Annotated in this window: 15 protein-coding genes; 7 read left to right on the top strand and 8 right to left on the bottom strand. The window is 72.6% G+C overall.

What is annotated here, in order from left to right:
* Positions 1–16: 16 nt before the first annotated feature.
* On the bottom strand, positions 17–1,876 hold the full coding sequence (locus FJ091_03095; protein MBM4382337.1) for a DUF455 family protein: 1,860 nt from the start codon (positions 1,874–1,876) through the stop codon (positions 17–19).
* 45 nt (positions 1,877–1,921) lie between these two features.
* On the opposite strand from FJ091_03095, the gene FJ091_03090 reads away from it, so the two are divergent.
* A complete protein-coding gene (locus FJ091_03090) occupies positions 1,922–2,911 on the top strand; it encodes an SH3 domain-containing protein (protein MBM4382336.1) in 990 nt (329 codons plus the stop codon).
* Here the strand turns inward: FJ091_03090 and FJ091_03085 are convergent.
* Entirely contained in the window at positions 2,908–4,083 is a 1,176-nt protein-coding gene (locus FJ091_03085; protein ID MBM4382335.1) for a beta-lactamase family protein, read from the bottom strand. The genes FJ091_03090 and FJ091_03085 overlap by 4 nt on opposite strands.
* A gap of 89 nt (positions 4,084–4,172) precedes the next feature.
* Here FJ091_03085 and FJ091_03080 point away from each other — a divergent pair, with 89 nt between their 5' ends.
* Complete coding sequence (locus tag FJ091_03080; protein ID MBM4382334.1) at positions 4,173–4,949, top strand: SDR family oxidoreductase; 777 nt, start codon at positions 4,173–4,175, stop codon at positions 4,947–4,949.
* A gap of 66 nt (positions 4,950–5,015) precedes the next feature.
* Here the strand turns inward: FJ091_03080 and FJ091_03075 are convergent, their stop codons facing one another.
* Positions 5,016–6,227, bottom strand: coding sequence for an alkaline phosphatase family protein (locus tag FJ091_03075; protein ID MBM4382333.1), 1,212 nt, complete (start codon positions 6,225–6,227; stop codon positions 5,016–5,018).
* Positions 6,224–6,646, bottom strand: coding sequence for an HIT family protein (locus FJ091_03070; protein MBM4382332.1), 423 nt, complete (start codon positions 6,644–6,646; stop codon positions 6,224–6,226). The genes FJ091_03075 and FJ091_03070 overlap by 4 nt, the downstream gene beginning before the upstream one ends.
* A 94-nt stretch (positions 6,647–6,740) precedes the next feature.
* Here FJ091_03070 and FJ091_03065 point away from each other — a divergent pair, with 94 nt between their 5' ends.
* Positions 6,741–7,142 (top strand): rhodanese-like domain-containing protein, encoded by a 402-nt coding sequence (locus FJ091_03065; protein ID MBM4382331.1) that lies wholly within the window; start codon positions 6,741–6,743, stop codon positions 7,140–7,142.
* Positions 7,143–7,179: 37 nt separating this feature from the next.
* On the opposite strand, the gene FJ091_03060 is transcribed toward FJ091_03065, so the two are convergent.
* Both FJ091_03060 and FJ091_03055 read right to left on the bottom strand, forming a co-directional pair.
* Complete coding sequence (locus FJ091_03060) at positions 7,180–8,124, bottom strand: ParA family protein (GenBank protein MBM4382330.1); 945 nt, start codon at positions 8,122–8,124, stop codon at positions 7,180–7,182.
* Positions 8,125–8,538: 414 nt separating this feature from the next.
* Positions 8,539–9,060, bottom strand: a complete 522-nt coding sequence (locus FJ091_03055) for a class IV adenylate cyclase (protein ID MBM4382329.1) — start codon at positions 9,058–9,060, stop codon at positions 8,539–8,541.
* Positions 9,061–9,116: 56 nt separating this feature from the next.
* On the opposite strand from FJ091_03055, the gene FJ091_03050 reads away from it, so the two are divergent.
* Together FJ091_03050 and FJ091_03045 are read left to right on the top strand one after the other, a co-directional pair.
* Positions 9,117–10,022, top strand: a complete 906-nt coding sequence (locus tag FJ091_03050; protein ID MBM4382328.1) for a VOC family protein — start codon at positions 9,117–9,119, stop codon at positions 10,020–10,022.
* A complete protein-coding gene (locus FJ091_03045; protein MBM4382327.1) occupies positions 10,019–10,279 on the top strand; it encodes a hypothetical protein in 261 nt (86 codons plus the stop codon). Before FJ091_03050 ends, FJ091_03045 begins: the two co-directional genes overlap by 4 nt.
* A gap of 12 nt (positions 10,280–10,291) precedes the next feature.
* Here FJ091_03045 and FJ091_03040 read toward each other — a convergent pair whose 3' ends face one another.
* Positions 10,292–10,774, bottom strand: coding sequence for a hypothetical protein (locus tag FJ091_03040; GenBank protein MBM4382326.1), 483 nt, complete (start codon positions 10,772–10,774; stop codon positions 10,292–10,294).
* Entirely contained in the window at positions 10,771–12,171 is a 1,401-nt protein-coding gene (locus FJ091_03035) for a hypothetical protein (GenBank protein ID MBM4382325.1), read from the bottom strand. The genes FJ091_03040 and FJ091_03035 overlap by 4 nt, the downstream gene beginning before the upstream one ends.
* A 145-nt stretch (positions 12,172–12,316) precedes the next feature.
* Between FJ091_03035 and FJ091_03030 the strand changes: the two genes are divergently transcribed.
* Both FJ091_03030 and FJ091_03025 read left to right on the top strand, forming a co-directional pair.
* Positions 12,317–13,603: an amidohydrolase gene (locus FJ091_03030; protein MBM4382324.1), complete on the top strand. Its 1,287-nt coding sequence runs from the start codon at positions 12,317–12,319 to the stop codon at positions 13,601–13,603.
* Positions 13,600–16,023: a glycerol-3-phosphate 1-O-acyltransferase gene (locus FJ091_03025; protein MBM4382323.1), complete on the top strand. Its 2,424-nt coding sequence runs from the start codon at positions 13,600–13,602 to the stop codon at positions 16,021–16,023. Before FJ091_03030 ends, FJ091_03025 begins: the two co-directional genes overlap by 4 nt.
* Positions 16,024–16,055 lie beyond the last annotated feature (32 nt).

Genomic DNA, 16,055 nt, shown 5'->3' with positions numbered 1-16,055 from the left:
CGCGGTCACGAACAGGTCACGAAGCGCGCACGGGCTCCAGCTCGAGGGCCGCGCGCGGGCCGAGCGAGATGCGAACGGCCCCCGCGCGCGCGGGCAGCTGCGCACCGTCGAGCGCGAACGCGAAGCGCGCCGGCAGCTCCCTCGCGAAGTCCGCGCGATCTCGTAGGGCGCGCCGGACGTGCCCGAGCGCGACGGTGCCGAGCGTGAAGCGCGCGTTGAGCTCGACCACCGCGCGCAGCGTCTCGTCGCCGCCCTCGGGATCGCGAAAGGCGAATGCGTCGACGCCACACGGCCCTCGGTAGCCCGCGCGCGCGGCTGCCTCTGCGATGCGCAGCGCCGCAGCTCGCAGCTCGGCGTCGGCGGCGAGCCCGGAGCTGATCTCGCCACGTGCATCGATCACGCCGCGATGCCCGAGCGCGATCCCCGCCGGCGTCACGATCTGCGCGAGCGTCCCTAACAGCTCGACCTCGCCGCTCGGCGCGATGAAGAGCTGCGTCGAGGCGTCCCAGGTGCGCTCGAGCCACGGCTCGAGCATTGCGCCGCCGCGCTCTGCGAGCCGCGCGAGCGCGCCGTGCCAGCGCGGCTCGCGCCCTTCGCCGCCGACCGCGCGGCCGCGCCCGCTCGTGCCGAGCCGCGGCTTCAGCACGAAGCTGCGCCGCGCCCACGCCGGCCACGCCGCGATGCGCGCCTCGATCTCGCGCGCTGCGCCGGGCGCGCTCAGTTGCTCGGGCTCGAGCACCGTAATCACTTCGCGCAGCAGCGGCGGAACGAGCTTCGCCTCGCACGCTGCGCGCCACGCGAACGCTTTGTCGTGCGCCGCGCGAACGATCCCGGGAGCGACGCCGAAGAGCGCCGCGTTCGCATCGCGCGCCGCGTGCCCCGCCGCTTCGTCGTTCCACCACGCCGCGACGCCTGCGCGCGGCAGCCACGCGAACGCGAGCGGCTCGTCCCAGAGCGCGCGCCACAGCGCCGCGAGCGCGCGCGGCTGCGGCGCGCCGCGCGCACGCTCTGCGCCCGCGCCCTCCTCGGCTCCGATGTTCGCGAGCAACGTCAGGCCCGCGCGCGCACGCGGCGCTTCTTGCGGCGAGCGCGCGTGGCGCACGTGGGCGATGAACTTCGCGTCGAGGCCCGCGTCGCGCCGCGCGTCCGCATCGAAGCGCCGCCCCTTCGCGCGCGCCGCCGAGAACGGAAACGGCACGGCGCGCTCGAAGCGCTGCGTGTCGCCCGCGCCGGGAACGCCCAGCTCGCGCAGCGCGCGCGCCGCCAGCGCGACGTGGCGAATCTCGTCTGCGTGAACCTGCGCACACACGGCCGCGCTCTCGGCATCGCCCGCAGCGAGAAACGCGTCGCGGTAGATGCCCGCGAAGTCGAGGTTCGCCTGCTCGAGTGTGAGACCCAGCGCGGCGAAGAACGCCGCCGGCTCGCCGCCGAGCAGCGCCGCTTCGTGCTTCCAGAAGTAATCGCTGTGCGGCGCGAAATCCTCGAAGCGCGCGCCGAGGCCCTCGAGCCGCGCCAGATAGACGCGCGCGTGGCGCTGCTCGTCCGCGAGCACGCCGGCGAGCGCGCGAGCGAGGGGCGCCGGCAGCTCGGGCCAGCGCAGCAGCGCCGCGGCGAACAGCTCCGCCGCCTGAATCTCGTGGTGCGCGAAGCGCGCGAGCGCTGCCGCGCGGGCCGGCGCAGCGCCGAGCTGCTCCGGGCGCGGCAGCGGCGCAGCGCCCGCGCCCATCCTTAGGGAGACGCCGCGCGCCGGCCTCGCGCAGCGAACCGGCGCCCCGCCGGGCTGCCACGCGCCCTCCAGCGGCGCGAGCTTCGCTTCGAGCTCTCCCGAGAGGAGCAGGCGTAGGCAACTCGCGCGCAGCGTGGGCGAGGAGAACATTCCGGCGCAGCGTAACGTCACAAGCCGCGAGCTCGGGAGATCGACGTGCGGCTCGGCTGGTTCGCGATGGCGTTCGCTGCACTGTGCGCGAGTGCGAGTTTCGCTCGCACGCCGGAGCTTCCGCGGGAGCTTCGCGACCGCGTCGAGCTGAAGGTGAAGCGCTGTCGCCCGATCGGCGGCAGCGACGCACTGCTCGAAGCGCACGTGAAGCTGCGCGCGCGCGGCAGCGCGCTCGAGCTGCCGCCGCTTCAGTGCGGCGCCTACGGCGAAGACGGCGCGCCGTTCTTCCTGGCTCCCGTCACGAGCTCGCTCCGCCTGCGCGCGCGGGAGACGCAGGAGCTCACCGTGCGCGTCGCCGCCGACCCGAAGCACCGCGAGTGCGGCTGCACCTTCCGGGACGTGCGCGCGCTCGCGCACGACCGCGACGCCGACTTCGCCGAGCCCGGGGACGAGGGCGGCGCGCCCGATGTCGCGGCGAACGCGCCCGACCCCCTAACAAGCGACGCAGCGGCAGAAGAACCGCCGCTCCTGATCGCGCCGCCGAAGCTGCGCTGGGAGCGCATGCTCGCCGCGCACGTCGCGCTGCGCGAAGCGCCGAGCGCGAATGCCGCGAGCGTGGGTGAGCAGCCCAGCGGCGCGCGCCTCGCGGTCGACCGCATCGAGCGCGGCTGGAAGCTCGCGCGCACCTCGGACGGACTCACGGGCTGGCTGCCCGCCGACGCGAGCACGCCAGACATCGGCGCTCCCGAGCGCATGAGCGAGCGCCTCGCGCCGCTGCGCGAAGCGCTGCGCCCGAGCGCGAGCACGAGCGAGGCGCTGTGCAGCTCGATGCGCCAAGACGCGCTCGGCGACCTCGTCGCCGCGTGGCGACTCGACGAGCGCGCCGTCTACGTGCGCGCCGTCTGGTTCGCGCTCGCGCCCGAGGATCGCGACACCTTCGAGCGCTACGTCGGCGACTGCCTCGGCGTCGCGCGCGTGATGGACGCGATGACGGGGCGCGAGATCCGCAGCGAGGACTGGCGGCCGGACGATTAGGCCGCGAGCCCTTCGTAGGCAGCCTTGATCAATCGGTACCCGCGCGGGTCGCCGGCGACTCCAGCCTGCATCTGGTTCATCACGTAGCCGAAGCCGATCTGCGCGTCGGGGTCCGCGAACGCGATCGAGCCGCCCGCGCCGGGGTGGCCGAACGAGCTCTTGTTAGGTCCGAGCGGCAGCATGTCGTGGCGCAGCATGAAGCCGAGGCCGAAGCGCGTCGGCATCCCCATCAGCACCGCGTCCTTGCCGAACACCTGCTCCGTGCGCGCGCGCGCGACCCACGCCGGTGAGAGCACGTGCACGCCCTCGTGGGCGCCGCCGTTCACGAGAATCCCGTAGAGCTTCGCGAGCGAGCGCGCCGTGCCATGTCCGTTTCCGGCGGGCAGCTCCGCGCGCCGCCACTCGGCCGTGTTCACGACCCCGCGGCGCTGGCGCGGGTTGTTGAACGCGTGCGCCGTCACCGACGCGCCGCCGCCTTCGGTCGCGAACGTCGCGAGCGCGTCCTTCTCGCCGGGCGCGACGGGCGTCGGAACCATCTCCGCGCAGCGTCCGAGGTCCGCCTCGTGCACGCCGATCTGGAAATCGAGTCCCAACGGCTGCGCGAGCTCTTCGCGGAAATAGTTGCCGACGGTGCGGCCGTCGACGCGGCGGATCACTTCGCCGACGAGGTGCCCGAACGTCATCGCGTGGTAGCCGTGCCTCGTGCCCGGCTCCCACCATGGCGCCTGCGCCGCGAGCGCGTCGCAGGTCGCGCGCCAATCGAAGAGCGCTTCGTCGGGCAGCTTCTCGCGCACCGCGGCGAGGCCGGCTTGATGCGTGAGCAACCAGCGCACGGGAATCGCGCCCTTCCCGCTCGCCGCGAACTCGGGCCAGTAGCGCGCGACCGGCGCGTCGAGATCGAGCGCGCCCGTCTCCGCGAGGCGCAGCGCGCACAGCGCCGTCACGCCTTTCGTGGTGGAGTAGACGTTCGCGATCGTGTCGCGCGCCCACGGGCGCGTCTTCGCCGCGTCCGCGAAGCCGCCCCACAAGTCGACCACCAGCCTCCCCTCGCGCCAGAGCGCCACCGACGCGCCGACTTCGTTCTTCCCGTCCGCGCGCTCGAAGCTGCGCGCAAAGACTTCGCGCACCGCGTCGAACTGCGGATCACACGTGCCGTGAACTTGGGTCGCCATGGCTTGCCCTCGGTCGATCCGGCGAACTCTACGCCGGCGGGTTCCGACACCGCGATAACGTGCGCGCCCTCGCACACGAAGGAGCCACGATGTCGGGACGTCTCGCAGGAAAACGCGCACTTGTTACGGGCGCAGCGTCCGGCATCGGCAGCGCGTGCGTGAAGCGCTTCGCGGCCGAGGGCGCGCGCGTGGCGGGGCTCGACCTGTCGCGGCCCGCGAACGCGCTGCCGCTCGACGCGTTCGAGAGCGCCGACGTGCGCGACGAGGAGCAGGTGAAGCGCGCGATCGCGGCGATCGACGCGGCGCTCGGCGGCATCGACTGCGTGATCAACGCCGCGGGCGTCGCCGGCGGCACGCTCGCGCACGAGCTCGACCTCGCAGAGTGGAAGCGCGTGGTCGACATCAACCTCACCGGCACGTTCCTCGTCGCGAAGCACGCGCTCGCAGCGATGCTTAAGCGCAAGCGGCCGGGCTCGATCGTGAACCTCGCGAGCGTGTACGGGCTCGAAGGCGGCGAGTCGACGGCGCCGTACAACGCGTCGAAGGGCGGCGTGGTGCTGCTCACGCGCAACCTCGCGATCGACTACGGCCCGCACCGCATCCGCACCAACGCGATTTGCCCCGGCTTCATCCGCACGCCGATGACCGCGGCGCTCGGGGACCCCACGATGAAGGAAGTCGCCGACCGCGTGGTCTCCGCACACCCGCTCGGGCGCCTCGGCGAGCCCGAGGAGATCGCCGCCGCCGCGCTCTTCCTGTGCAGCGACGACGCCTCGTTCGTGAACGGCGCCGCGCTCACCGTCGACGGCGGCTACACCGCGGGCAAGCGCCACGGCATCAGCGCGGACGTGATGCCGAAGCCGTAGTTGGCCATCCGTGCCAGGCACGAAAGGCCGCCCGCGGGCGTAGCCATCCGTGCCTGGCACCGATGGCTACGGGCCTCCGATCCCCGCGATCACGCGCCCTTCGTTCTGCGCGGGCGGCGCGATCCCGAGCAGGTGCGCGACGGTGGCGGCGACGTCGAGCGCGCGCACGCGGGCGAGCTTCGCGCCGGGCGCGATGCCGCGGCCGAGCGCGCAGAAGATCGCGCGCATCGCGGGGCTCTTCTCCGCGTCGTAGCCGTGCACGCCGACCTCGCCTCCCCACAGCGAGGAGATGCGCCGCCACCAGTCGAGCCGCGTGTAGGAGTCCATGAACGCGAGCGGCGGATCGACGAGCAGCACCACGTCGCCCGCGTTCGGGTGCGCGAAGCGCAGCGCGCGGGGAAGCTGCGCGCGCGGGTAGGCGCGCACACGCGGGTCGGCGGCCGCGAGCTGCTTCGCGGCGGCATCCGCCTCGCGCGGCTCGCTGAGCGTCACGAGCGCGAGCGCACTCGCGTTGATCGCGCGGCCCGCGACGCCGGCTTCCGCGAGCAGATCGTTCGCGTCGAGCACGTCCTCGGGCGCGAGCATGCCGTGATCGCTCACGACGAGCAGCGTGACTTCGTGCCAGCGCTTTCTCGCGTCGATGCCCGCGATGAGGCGCCCAAGCTCGGCATCCTGATCGCGCAGCGCCGCACGCGTGGCTTCGGCGTCCGGCCCGTTCTCGTGACCCGCGCCGTCGGCGCCGTGCCACCACGTCATCACGAGGCCGGGCCGCTGCGCCTCCGGCAGATCGAGCCACGCGAGAATCTGCTCGACCTTCGCGCTCTCGGGCAGCTCGGAGTCGAACGGCGCGCGTGAGTAGCTCGGGGCGACGCCGCGCCACGCGGTCTCCGAGATCGGCCAGAAGAACGTCGCCGCTTTCACGCCTTGCCGTTCCGCCGCTGCCCAGAGCGGCTCCGCCTCGAGCGCGACGCCGGTCGTGCCGTAGGCGAGCGTCTCGCCGCCGGGCGGCGTGAACGTGTTGTTCACGATGCCGTGAACGTCGGGATGCGCTCCGGTCGAGAGCGTCGTGTGCGCGGGGAACGTGATGCTCGGGAACACAGGTGTGAGGGACTCCGCGCGCGCTCCGTCCCTCGCGATGCGCGCGAACGTGGGCAGCTCGCCCCGCGCGAGGTAGTCGTGCCGCACGCCATCCATCGAGACGAGAATCACGGTCGGCTTCGCGGGCGCAGCCTCGGCTAGCGCGAGCGCCGCGCACAGCGCGAGCAGCGCGCGCGTCACGCCGAGACTTCCGCGTGCCCCGCAGCACGCAGCGCGGCGCGCAGCTTCGCGGCGGCTTCATCCATCGCGGCGGGCGCGGGGTTCTTCTCGGCGCGCGCGAAGTCGAGGTCGCGCAGCTCGTGAATCGGCACGAGGTGCAGATGGACGTGCGGCACCTCGAGGCCCGCGATCATCAGCCCAACCTTCACGGGCGAGAACGCACTCTGCATTGCGCGCCCGATCTTCTGCGCCACCACGGTGAGGTGCGCCGCCTCCTCGGGCGCGAGATCGAGCCAGTGATCGACCTCGCGAATGGGCACGACCAGCGTGTGCCCTTGCCGCAGCGGCGCGATGGTGAGAAACGCGACGCACTGCGCGTCGCGCCAGACGAACCGGCCCGGCAGCTCGCCCCGAATGATGCGCGTGAAGAGACTCGGCATGCGCGCACGGTATCCCGCGCAGACGCGTCGCATCACTCGGAGTTGGGGTCGTTCTTGCGCAACTCGTCGGGCCGCTGCGCGGTAGTGTGCGCACATGTCCACCGCCGCACGCTTCTGCTCGCTCGCGTTCGTGCTGATCGCTTTCGCAGCGTGTGCCGAGTCGTCGCACGACTCGGCACCGGTGCAGCCTGCGGAGCTCGCCGCAGTGCTCGCGCGCGAGGAGGCGCCGCTGCTGCTCGACGTGCGGACTCCCGAGGAGTTCGCGGCGGGGCACGTGCCTGGCGCGACGCTGGTGCCGGTGCAGGAGCTCGAAGCGCGCGCGGCGGAGCTCGCGGCGTACAAGGAGCGAGGCGTCGTCGCGTACTGCGAAGTCGGCGGGCGCGCGAGCAAGGCCGCCGAGATTCTGCGCGCTGCGGGCTTCGCGAACGTGCGGCTGCTCGACGGCTCGATGAAGCGCTGGCGCGAGGAGCAGCGCGAAGTCGCGACGGGAAGCTGAATCTCGCGAGGGTGGGGCGCAGCGTGCTCGAATGTCGCTACGTCGCGGTCACACGCGACGGTGATCGCAGCCACTGCAGCACACCGCGAGCTTGCGGAAGCACGGCGACCGGCTCCGCGACGGGCGCGGTCGGCGCGGCGGGAAGTGCATCCAGCGCCTCGAGCACTTCTTGCGCGAGCGCATGCAGCTGGCGGTGCACGACCGATGTCGGCGCGCCGTGCAGCACGGTTCGGCGCCGCCCATCCGGCGTCGTCCCGAGCGCCTCGACCGCAGGACTGCGCGAGATCGGTGTCGCGAAGTGCGCGAGCCCGCGCACGCGCAGCTCGTAGAGCAGCAGCGCGAGCACGTCGGGGCGCGTCTCGTCTGCGAACTTGACGCGCAGGTCGAGGCCACTGAGCGCGAAACGAAATCGTCCGCGGTCGACGCCGAGCGCGAGTAGGCGCTCTGCCTGCGCGAGAGACTCGAGATCGCGAACGGGGAGGATCACGAGATCGCTTTGCGCGAGTGCGGCGCGCACCGGGGCGCCCAGCTCGCTGCCGGTGTCGATCAGGACCACGCCTTCCGCGTCGCGCGAGGCAAGCCGACGGCCGAGACCGCCCGCGTCTCGAAGCGATTCGCTCAGCGCTTCGCGCGAAGGCGGGCTCGGCACGAACTCGATCCCGAACTCGCCCAAGCACGCGGCGCGCGAGAGGTCGCCCGAAGCCAGCGCGTCCAGCAAGTCAGGCGCTGGCGCTGCATGGCTCGGCGCGAGTGTGCGATCGAGCCCGTCCTGGCCGTCGAGGCCGAGCACGATCACGGGCAGGTCCTCGCGGAGCGCGCGCAGGTACACGGCGAGGTTCGCGGTGAGCGTGGTCTTGCCGACGCCGCCCTTCGGATTCGCGATCGTCACGACGCGAAAACGACGCGGCGCGGCCGTGGCTTCGAGCGCGCGCCGCTCGTTGCGGCGTCGTTCCGCCTGCCGCAGCGCGTCGAACGTACCCATCGCGGAGTCCTCCAGGAATAGAGTCGCCTCGAAGCGCAGCGTGGTGGCGAGACTTCTCGAGGTCTCGCCTCGAAGTGCGGGTCCGTGGGCTGCGCAACTCGGCGTGCGAGGCGCCCAGCTTCGTTCGCCTTCTGTGCCCTGTGCAAGCACCCGCACGCCGGCGCTTGCTTTGGGCTCGGCTCGCGCTGGGCCCCGCGGTGTTAGGGAGCTACGCGTCCGGCGCGGCGCACGCGCCCGACGCCGCAGCGGCGATGCGGGGCGGTGCGCCAGATGCGGTGCGCGGCATCCGCGTGGCCCGGAGGTTCGTGGCCGTTGCGGGCTACTGCGCAGTTCGCCCCGGCCCTCGGCCCCGCCGCGTTTCGGGTGCAGACCGTGCTGCGGGGCGCGCTCGTGTGTGCGCTCGCTCGGCGAGCTTCAGGGTTCGCGCCGCCCTAACAACGTCTCGTAGCTGCCCGCGATCAGGTCTGCGTCGCGCACGCCGAGCTTCTCGCGCAGGAAGGCGAGCTTGCGCTGCTGCTCCGCGAGCCCGCTCTCCGCGCCATCCCACACCGCCTCGAGCTCGATGAACGAGCCGAGGCCTTCGACGCGGTCGAGGTGGATGCGCACGTTCTCGTAGAGCGCGATCTCGCGGCGCTTCCGCACCACGCGGTGGATGCCCAGCATCGCGGCGAGCTGGCGCACGAGACCGGGTCCGTCCTCGACCGCGATCACCTGATAATCGCTGCGCTTCGCGCCGGGCTCGTCTGCGCGCAGGTACGGGAGCAGCTGCGCGCCGGAGCGGCTCGACTCGCGCAGCTTGAGCCGGCCTGCGCGCGTCGCGAAGTACGTGTCGACTTGCTCGTCGACGCCGAGCCACTCGGTCGCCACCTCGCGCGCGCGCTCGCGCGCGGCATCGAGGTCCGCGCAGTGCGCCTTCAGCTCGAGGTTCGCTCGCATGTGCGCACCTTCGCGCGCTTCGCAGAGCTGCGCAGCGCGTGTGCTAGCCACGCGAGATGGCGCTCGACTTCGTCTCCGTCGTGCACGTGAACGTGAACTGCTCCGCCCTCGCGCGCTCGCTCGCTTTCTATCGCGACGCGCTCGGCCTCATGCCGCTCTCGCACACGAACCCGGTGCCGCAGGACGGCGCGGGCTTCGGGCTCGCGGGCCGCGTGCAGTGGGATGCATGGATCATCCACGACGACCGCGGCCAGGCGGCGCAAGGCATCGACCTGCTCGAGTGGAAGCAGCCGCCGCCCGTGGGCCGGCCCGCGCTCGCGAACGAGCTCGGCCTCTCGCGCCTCGTGTTGGGCGCGCGCAGCGCGAGCGCGCTGCACGCGCGGCTCGGCGACGCGCACGCGCTCGCGGCGCCCGCGCTCCTCGGCGGCGCGCGCTTCGGCTTCGTCGCGCGCGACCCCGACGGCGCGCTGCTCGAGATCGCCGACGACGCGACCGGCGCGGCGACGCCGCGCTTCGCGGGCGTCGCGATCAACGTCGCCAGCCTCGCGCGCGCCGTGCCGTGGTACGAGCGCCTGCTCGGCCTGCGCGCGAGCGCGCCCGCGACCTGCCGCGCGGAGGGCGTCGCGTTCGGCCTCGCGGGCGAAGTCCGCTGGCGCGAGGCGACGTTCGCCGCGACGCCGACGTTCGCGATTCGCATCGTGGAGTGGCAGCAGCCGCTGCCCGCGCGCGGCGCCGCGCGCAGCGCGAACGCGCTCGGCCTCTATCGCATGGCGTTGCTCGTCGACGACGCTGCGCGCGCATGCGCGCAGCTCGATTCGTTGGGGCTCGCGCACTCGGGCTCGGTCTGGCTCGACATGGGTCCCGACATCCCGATCGAGGGCCTTCACGCCGGCTTCTTCCCCGACCCCGACGGCGCGTGCCTCGAGTGGATCGAGCGCCCGCGCGTGCGAGCCGGCGCGTGACGCGCTTCGCGGATCACGCGCGCGTCGTGCCCGACGGCGTCGGCATTCGCCGACGACGGCGCGAACGCGGCTGGTCGCAGCGCGACCTCGTGCGAGCGATCGGCGACGCCCAAGAGCGCGCGACGGGCATGCGCCTGCCATTCAACTTGAACCTGCTGCAGCACGTCGAGGAAGAGAACGAGGCGGTCGACTACGCGACCCTCGTGCTGGTCGCGGCGGGCCTCGACTGCGATCCCGTCGAGCTCGTGCTTCGGTAGAACCGCGCGCGGTCAGCGCTTCCGCGCCTTCTCGCAGTGCGTCCGCTTCATCGGAAAATCGATCGCTTCCTTCCCATCCGAGCTCTCGATGCGCGCGGCGATGTTGCCGTTCTGCGCGAGGCGATAGATCACGCGCTTCGGGAAGTCGTCCTCGGGGCGCTCGAACACGACTTCGTGAGCTGTTAGGGACTTCAGCGGAAAGCGCCCCTCGCTCTGACCCGACGGCAGCGCGATGAACACGAGGCTGCCGCCTCGCTCGACGATGCGCTGGAACTCCCACGAGGCGAGCTTCCCGCTCTCGATGCGCCGGGCGACGCTGAGCAGCGCGCCGCCTGCGGGCGGCATCCAGGTCTCGCCCGAGCCGGCCTCCCCTCCCCGATGAGCCCAGCAGCCCGCGAGCCAGGAGACGGAGCGCGCCGTGGCGGCGGGCGCCTGTGCAAAGGCACTCGTCGCAAGCAGCGCCGCGAGGAATACGCCGGCAATTCGAGGAGTCATGCTCTCGGTCCTCCGGAAACCAATGCCTCCGCCACGAGCGCCTGCACCTGTGCGTGCACGCGGAACGTGACGTGGGCGCCGGGGAACCACACGTGACGCGGCTTCTCCCAGTGTGAGAGCAGGTCGCGCACTTGGTCGGCCGGCACGAATTGATCGTCGGGCGCGCCGAACACGAAGCGGCGCTCGTGCGGGACGAGCGGCGCGAGCGCGAGCGGCGAGACGGGGCGCATCACCTTCGTGGCGAGCTCGCGCGTGACGCCCGCGCGCAGGATGCGCTCGCGCTCGGCCGCGGGAGCGTGCGTGAAGACGAGGCGCACGAAGTCGGCGGCGGGAATGCCGGCGACGACGGCGTGCAGCTCGGGCGCGAGGCTTGCCAGCAGCGCCGCGGAGTAGCCGCCGAGCGAGAGGCCGTAACAAGTGATCTCGCTGCCGCCCTGCGCGCGAATCCAGCCGATCAAGCGGCGCACGTCCCACATCGCTTGCGCGAGCGCGTGCGCGCTGTCGAGGAAGTCCGCGCCGAACATGCCGATGCCGGAGATCGCGCCGAGCCGGCGCGGGCCGTGAAACGGCAGCACGGGCAGCACGACGTTGAAGCCGCGCTCGCGCCACTGCTGGGCGCGGAACACCTGCAGGTCGATCGCGGGCGTGCCCATCTGGTAGCCGTGAAGGCAGATCAGCCACGGCCGGCTGGAGTCGCTCGCCCGTAACAACCAGGCAAAGGCGAGCCGATTCGGCTCGTAGCCAAGGTAGCGCTCGCGCCCGGGCTCGTCCGCGTGCGGCGCGTAGCCGCTCTCGAAGCGAAGCTCCTCGAACGCCGCCCCGAGCGTGCGCCGCGCCCGACTCGCGACGCGCTCCGCGGGCGGCGGCGCCACGTGATAGGTCGCGGGCGCTGAGTCCCAGCCGCGCTCGCTCCACAGCTTGCTCGCTTCGTCGAACTCGCGGGCGAGGCGCGTTCGTTCGCTCGCGGGCGCGAACGGGACCAGCGAGAGCATCGCGCCGCGGATCGCCTGGTCGGTCGCGATCTCGGTGTGGAGCCTCGCCGTTCGCTCGAAGTGCGGCGTGCCCTCGACGCGCTCGGCGTCGCGTGCGGTGAGCGCACCCGCCGCCACGAACGCCCCGCCCGAGAGCGCGAGCAACGTCAGCGCGCCCGCGACGCCCCACAGTGGCGAGAAGAACACCGCGATCAGCGCGCCCGCTCCGCCGCCGAGCGCCGCCATGTCGCGCAGTCGGCCCTCGCCGTGCCCCAACAGCGTGGCGACGCCGCTCGCGACGAGCAGCGCTCCGGGCACGATCGCGAGCGCGAAGCCGAGCCAGCCGCCCCGCCCCAGCGCGAACCACGCGAGCCCGGCCGCGAGCACGAGGAGATTCTCGGGCGAAAGGCGCGGGTTCGAGGGCATCGCGCGCGCAGTCCTCCAGGCAGAGTCACGAGTCTACGACGCGCCGGATGCGCGCCACGCGACAAGAATGCCGCGCCCGCCCGCGCACTTGCGCGAAAACTGCTGGCTGCGCGGCGATAGAATCGAACCCCCGCACGAGGTCTCGATGTTTCGCACGCTCGCGTTCTGCTCCGCGCTCGCCCTAATGACTTCCCCCGCGGTCGCCCAGGACCTCGCCGGGCGCGTCGCCGCGGTCGAGGCGCGCGTGATCGAGCTGCGCCGCGACTTTCACGCGAACCCGGAGCTCGGCTTCCAGGAGAAGCGCACGGCGGGCATCGTCGCGAAGCGGCTGAGGAAGCTCGGCCTCGAAGTGCGCGAGGGCGTGGGCCAGACCGGCGTGGTGGGCGTCCTGCGCGGCGCAATGCCGGGGCGCACCGTTGCGCTGCGGGCGGACATGGACGCGCTGCCCGTAACGGAGGAGACGGGACTGCCCTTCGCGTCGAAGGTGCGCGCCACCTACAACGGCCAGGAAGTGGGCGTGATGCACGCGTGCGGCCACGACGCGCACACCGCGATCTTGTTGGGTGTGGCCGAGGTGCTCGCGGGCATGCAGAGCGAGCTCGCGGGAACGGTCGTGTTCCTGTTCCAGCCCGCGGAGGAAGGCGGCGCGCCCGGCCAGCCCGGCGGCGCGCAGGCGATGCTCGCGGACGGCGCGCTCGCGAACCCGGAGCCCGAGGCCGTGTTCGGCCTCCACGTCGGCCCGTGGAACGTGGCGGGCGAGATCAACCTCGTGCCCGGCCCGGCGATGGCGGCGTCGGACCGCTTCCGCATCGTGGTGAAGGGGCGGCAGACGCACGGCGCGATGCCGGCCGCGGGCATCGATCCGATCCCGATCGCCGCGCGCATCGTGCTCGCGATCGAGGCGCTGCCCGCGCGCGAAATCGACGTGATGACGCCGAGCGTCGTCACCGTGGGCGCGATCCACGGCGGCGTCCGTAACAACATCATCCCCGAGACCACGGAGATGATCGGCACGATTCGCAGCTTCGACGAAGCCGCGCGCGATGCGCTGCACGCGAAGATCGCGCGGGTGGCGACGAAGACCGCCGAGGCGAGCGGCGCCACCGCCGAAGTGGAGATCGAACGCGGCTACCCCGTCACGTTCAACCACGAGGCGCGCAGCGCGTGGGCGCGCGGCGTGCTCGAGGGCGCGCTCGGCGCCGCGAAGATTCACGCTGGAAAGCCCGTGACCGGCGCGGAGGACTTCTCGTTCTTCGCGAACGAAGTCGGCGGCGTGTTCCTGTTCCTCGGCACGCGCGATCCCAAGCTCGCGCCCGAACAGGCGGCGCCGAATCACTCACCTCGCTTCCTCGTGGACGAAAGCGCGCTCGCAACGGGCGTGCGCGCGCTCGCGGAGCTCGCGGTCGCGTTCAACGCGCAGGCGCCCGAATGAGCGATCCGCGGCAAGGCTCGCTTCCGCTGAAGAGCGCGGATGCGCCGCAGGCGGATGCCTCCGCGCTCGCGGAGAACGCGCCCCACGAGCCGAGCTGGCCCGCGGCGTTCGGGCGCGTGGTGTTTCTGCTCGACGCCGCGAGTGCGCGCGAGGAGCGGCTGCTGCGCGACTGGATCGCGCGCGCGAAGCCCGAGCGCGCGCAGGCCGATGCGCTCGCGATTCCGGCTTCGCGGCGCGCGCGCGGCGAGCTCGGGCTCGACCTCGAAGCCGCGCTCGCCGCGGGCGACGACGCGCTGTTCGCGCCGCTGCGCGTCGTTTGGCTCGCGCCCACGCGCAAGGGCGTGCGCGCGGCGCGCTGGTCGGACCTGCTCTGGTTCGGCGACCCGCGCGACCCGGATGCGCTGCGCGAGCGCTTGGTCCTGCGCTTCGCGAAGCAGCGCGTACGCATCGTAGCGGGCGAGCCCGCGCGCGCGAACGAGCTTCGCGAGCGCTGGCGGCGCAACACCACCGCGGAGGCCGGCGCGACGCTCGGCTTCGCGGAATTCGTGGTGCGCCAAGCGCATCTCGCGCTCGAGCGCGCCGAGCGCCGCCTGCGCGGCGCGCGCTACAAGATCCCGCGCTTCGTGCGCGAAGAGATCCTCGCGCGCCCGGCGTTCCGCGGCGAGATCGCGCTGCTCGCGTCGCGCCTCGGACGCAGCGCGGACGACGTGCTGAAGGAAGCCGAGGCCGACCTGCGCGAGATCGCCGCCGCGCATCAGCCCACCGTGATCGACCTCGTGGTGCAGCTCTGGCGCTGGATGATCACGCGCGGCTACGGCGGCGTGCTCCAGTACGACCCACGCGAGCTCGACCGCATTCGCGCGCTCTCGCAGCACCACAGCGTGGTGTTCCTGCCGACGCACAAGTCGAACCTCGATCACGGCTCACTGCAGGTGCTGCTGCACGAGAACGGCATGCCGCAAAACCACACCGCCGGCGGCATCAACATGAACTTCTTTCCGCTCGGCCCGCTCGTGCGCCGCGCCGGCGTGTTCTTCATTCGCCGCACGTTCAAGGACGACGAGGTCTACAAGGCGGTGCTGCGCCACTACGTCGACTACCTCGTCGAGAAGCGCTTCCCGCTCGAGTGGTACATCGAGGGCGGGCGCTCGCGAAGCGGGAAGCTCTTGCCGCCCCGCTTCGGAATGCTCGCGTACGTCGTCGACGCGTATCGGCGGGGGCGCTGCGAGGACGTGCACCTCGTGCCGGTCTCGATTTGTTACGACCAGATCTCGGACGTGAGCGACTACGCCGCCGAGCAGCGCGGCGCGGCGAAGGAGCGCGAGAGCTTCGCGTGGTTCGTGCGCATCGTGCGCCGGCTGAACAAGCGCTACGGCCGCATCCACGTGCGCTTCGGCGAAGACGTCTCGCTCGCGAAGACGCTCGGCGCGCCGAACCCGAACGCGGCGCCCGATCCGAACGAGCAGAGCCTCGCGCTGCAGAAGCTCGCGTTCGAGGTGTGCGTGCGCATCAACCGCGCGACGCCGATCACGCCGATCTCGCTGGTGTGCCTCAGCTTGTTGGGGCGAGGCGACCGCGCGCTGACCGCCGAGGAGCTGCGCGAGTCGCTGCGCAACCTGGTCGACTACGTGCACGCGCGCGCGCTCCCGGTGAGCGAGGAGATCGCGCTCGACGCGGCGGGGCTCTTGCCCGTGCTCGAGCACCTCGTGCAGAACGGGCTGCTGCATCGCTACGACGAAGGCCCCGAGGTCGTCTACGGCATCGCGCCCGAGCAGCACCTCGCGGCGGCCTACTACCGCAACACGGTGATCCACTACTTCGTGACGGGCGCGATCGCGGAGCTGGCGTTGTTGCGGGCGGCGGAGCCCGGCGTCGGGGATCGCCGCGCCGAGTTCTGGAACGCCGCGCTCGCGCTGCGCGACCTGCTCAAGTTCGAGTTCTTTTTCCCCGACCGCGAGCACTTCGTCGCCGAGCTGCGCGCCGAGCTCGGCATGCACGCCCTGCAGTGGGAGCGCGCGCTCGAAGAGGGTGCCGACGCGATCACGGGCGTGCTGCCGCGCCTTCGCCCCTTTCACGCGCACCGCATCTTGCGCCCGTTCCTCGAGGCGTATCGCGTGGTGGCCGATGCGCTGGAGCGAGCGCCCGGCGCGAAGATCGAAGAGAGCGCGTTCCTGCGGAGCTGCCTCGCGCTCGGCAAGCAGTACGCGCTGCAGGGTCGCGTTGCGCGGCAGGAGAGCGTGTCGATCGCGCTGTTCGCGACGGCGCTGAAGCTCGCGCGCCACCGCGGCCTCGTGGACGGCACGGACGAAGCGCTGCACGAGCAGCGCCGCGCGTTCGCCGCGGAGCTGCGCGAAGACATCCGCCGCGTGGACGCGATCGAGGCGCTCGTGAGAGCACGGGTCGCGGGGATTCTCGAGTAGCCGCGCGCCGAATGCGGCACGCGCTACCTCCT

The organism is Deltaproteobacteria bacterium (assembly GCA_016875395.1).
Lineage (GTDB): Bacteria > Myxococcota_A > UBA9160 > UBA9160 > UBA6930 > VGRF01.
The sequence above is the reverse complement of the archived record's forward strand: the minus strand, read 5'-3'. Positions and strand labels throughout refer to the sequence as shown.

Coding starts and splice junctions, on each gene's coding strand:
- FJ091_03060 (MBM4382330.1), bottom strand. CDS start 8,124: ATGGGTACGTTCGACGCGCTGCGGCAGGCGGAACGACGCCGCAACGAG.
- FJ091_03035 (MBM4382325.1), bottom strand. CDS start 12,171: ATGCCCTCGAACCCGCGCCTTTCGCCCGAGAATCTCCTCGTGCTCGCG.
- FJ091_03040 (MBM4382326.1), bottom strand. CDS start 10,774: ATGACTCCTCGAATTGCCGGCGTATTCCTCGCGGCGCTGCTTGCGACG.
- FJ091_03095 (MBM4382337.1), bottom strand. CDS start 1,876: ATGTTCTCCTCGCCCACGCTGCGCGCGAGTTGCCTACGCCTGCTCCTC.
- FJ091_03025 (MBM4382323.1), top strand. CDS start 13,600: ATGAGCGATCCGCGGCAAGGCTCGCTTCCGCTGAAGAGCGCGGATGCG.
- FJ091_03080 (MBM4382334.1), top strand. CDS start 4,173: ATGTCGGGACGTCTCGCAGGAAAACGCGCACTTGTTACGGGCGCAGCG.
- FJ091_03055 (MBM4382329.1), bottom strand. CDS start 9,060: ATGCGAGCGAACCTCGAGCTGAAGGCGCACTGCGCGGACCTCGATGCC.
- FJ091_03085 (MBM4382335.1), bottom strand. CDS start 4,083: ATGGCGACCCAAGTTCACGGCACGTGTGATCCGCAGTTCGACGCGGTG.
- FJ091_03050 (MBM4382328.1), top strand. CDS start 9,117: ATGGCGCTCGACTTCGTCTCCGTCGTGCACGTGAACGTGAACTGCTCC.
- FJ091_03070 (MBM4382332.1), bottom strand. CDS start 6,646: ATGCCGAGTCTCTTCACGCGCATCATTCGGGGCGAGCTGCCGGGCCGG.
- FJ091_03030 (MBM4382324.1), top strand. CDS start 12,317: ATGTTTCGCACGCTCGCGTTCTGCTCCGCGCTCGCCCTAATGACTTCC.
- FJ091_03065 (MBM4382331.1), top strand. CDS start 6,741: ATGTCCACCGCCGCACGCTTCTGCTCGCTCGCGTTCGTGCTGATCGCT.